General features: G+C 71.6%; 3 protein-coding genes. All 3 read right to left on the bottom strand.

Features of this window, described 5'->3' with window-relative positions:
• The coding region (locus HMPREF0731_RS06575) for a PepSY domain-containing protein (RefSeq protein WP_169312258.1) at positions 1–260 on the bottom strand (260 nt) is incomplete at its 3' end.
• Entirely contained in the window at positions 257–535 is a 279-nt protein-coding gene (locus HMPREF0731_RS06580; RefSeq protein WP_040612432.1) for a DUF3649 domain-containing protein, read from the bottom strand. The genes HMPREF0731_RS06575 and HMPREF0731_RS06580, both read right to left, overlap by 4 nt.
• A 17-nt stretch (positions 536–552) precedes the next feature.
• Positions 553–2,561 (bottom strand): TonB-dependent receptor (locus HMPREF0731_RS06585; RefSeq protein ID WP_007003273.1); only part of this gene is annotated, 2,009 nt, incomplete at its 5' end.

Here is a 2,561-nt window from a genome sequence, read left to right on the forward strand (position 1 = left end):
CTCCATTGCGCGGCGCCGGGGGCGAGCCCGCCCAGCGCCGCCGCCACACGCTGCGCCGCCAGCGCCTGGTCGGGCTGGCCCTGCGCCACCGGCAGCTCGGGCCGCATCCAGAGCGAGATCTCGTCCTTGAAATAGGCGACGGTGCCGGTGAGGAACATGGCGTAGAGCAGCCAGCCGGCCAGCAGCCCGGCCCAGCGATGCAGCCCCGCCATGCTCTGGCGCAGCCCGGGCGATGGCGGCGGGGATGGCGGTCTGCTCATGCCGCCCACCAGGCGGCGAGCGCCAGCGGCGCGGCGAGGATGGCCAGCCCGGCCCAGGCGCGCGCCGCGCTGCGCGCCGCGAAGCACCACAGCACGGCCCCGGCATAGAGCCAGAAACTCACCAGCATGCCGGTGAGGACCGCCTGCGGCCGGCTGGCCGGCAAGGCGAGCGCCGCCAGGCTGGCCAGCGCCGCCAGCGCGTAGCCGCCCAGCAGCGCCGCCAGGATGCGCGACGCCACCGGCGCCACCCGCCACAGGCGGGGCAGCAGGGGCATGGCCTGCCCCCGCGCCATCAGAAGTCGAAGGCCGCCGAGACGATGACGGTGCGCGGCGCGCCCACGGTCACGTAGCTGCCGCTGGTCAGCCAGTAGCGCTCATCCGTCGCGTTCTCCAGATTGGCGCGGAAGGTGACCGGCTTGCCGGAGATCTCGGTGGTGTAGCGGGCGCCGAGGTCGAGCCGCGTCCAGCCATCGAAGCGCAGCGTGTTGGCCGCGTTCATGTAGGAGCCCGAGGTGTAGATGACGCGGCCGCTGAGGGCGAGGCCCGGCACGCCCGGCACGTCCCAGTCCAGCGCGCCGGAGAACAGCCGCTCCGGCACGCCGGCGGCCTTGTTGCCCGCCTCGGCCGGGTTCTGGGTGCGGGTCAGCTCGGGCTGCATCAGCGTGGCGCTGACCAGGCCGCGCAGGCCGGGCATCAGCTCGCCGAAGGCGGCCAGCTCGACGCCGCGGTTGCGCTGCTCGCCATCATAGGCGAGCTCGTTGCCGGGGGTGACGACCTGGTTCGGCCGGGTCAGCTGGAACACCGCGGCGGTGGTGGTCAGCCCGCCCCACTCGACCTTCACGCCGGCCTCGTACTGCTCGGACTTGAAGGGCGCCAGCACCGCGCCGGTGTTGACATAGCCGGCGCCGACGATGGTGCCGCGCGTCAGCCCCTGCGCGTAATTGGCGTAGAGCGAGACATTGTCGAGCACGCGGAACACCACGCCGGCCAGCGGCGTGGTGGCGCTGGCATCGTAGCGGCTGGTGCGCGCGCCATTCGCGGTGCTGTAGCTGTCGACGCGCACATTCTGCTCGCGCACGCCGAGCGTCACCAGCAGCCGGTCATCGGCGAAGGACATGGTGTCGGCCAGCGCGATGCTGGTCAGCCGCGTCTCCGAGGCGCGGCGCGGATCGGTGCGCGCCGCGGTGACCAGCGGCAGCGCCGAGGGCCGGTAGAGGTTGGAGGCGACGCTGCCGCCGGAGGTGATGTAGGCATTGCCCGCCTCCTGCTGGAAGCCGGTGACGCCGAGATTCAGCGTGTGGCCGACCGGCCCGGTGCGGAAGCGCCAGCGCGCGCCCGCCGCGCCGCTATAGGTCTCGGTGTAGGAATCATAGAAGGAGTTGACGACGTTGAAATCGCCATTGGCGAGCGCGCCCGGATTGGCGTTGGGGAAGACCTGGTCGTTCCAGCCATCGCGGTAGCCCAGCGCGGCATAGGCGGTGAGGGAGTCGGTCAGATCATATTCGACGCGGGTGGCGATGGTGGTGTCCTGCTGACGCAGCGTGGTGCCGGGGAACCAGTTGCTGCGCGCGCTGGGCGGCTTCGGGATCGCCGTGGCGCCGGGCTGGATGGCAATCTGCGGGCGGAAATTGTCGGTGTCGTCGCGCTGGAAGATGACATCGGCGTTCCAGCGCAGCCGCTCGCCGCGATAGTCGAGGCCGAGCGCGCCGAGGCCGTTGCGCACATTGCCGCCGTCGATGGAGCCTTCGCCATCGCGGAACAGCCCGTTGAAGCGGATGCCCCATTCGCGGTTCGCGCCATAGCGGCGCGCGACATCGGCATGCAGGCCGAAATTCGAATTGCCGATATAGGTGGTGGTCAGGCGGGTCAGCGGCTCGTCGCCGGCGCGCTTGGTGACGATGTTGATGCCGCCGCCGATGCTGCCGTTCGGGGCGATGCCGTTGATCAGCGCGCCGGGGCCCTTCAGCAGCTCGATCCGCTCGATCAGCTCGGCCGGCGCGCGGTTGGAGGAGATCAGCCCATACAGCCCGTTCAGCCCGACATCGCCGGCCGGCACGGCGTAGCCGCGGATCTGGAAGGTGTCGTCGAAGCCGTTGCTGCCGGTGGTCAGGCGCACGGAGGAATCATTGATCAGCGTGTCGGCGGCGGTGCGCGCCTGCTGGTCCTGGATCAGCTGCGAGGTGTAGTTGCTGGTGCTGAAGGGCGTGGCCAGGATGTCGCCGGTGCCGAGCAGGCCGAGCGAGCCGCCGCGCGCCACCTGCCCGCCCGGCAGGGCGGGCGGCAGGCCGGGCGGGCCGCCCT

This window comes from Pseudoroseomonas cervicalis ATCC 49957, assembly GCF_000164635.1.
In the GTDB taxonomy this organism is placed as follows: Bacteria; Pseudomonadota; Alphaproteobacteria; order Acetobacterales; family Acetobacteraceae; genus Pseudoroseomonas; species Pseudoroseomonas cervicalis.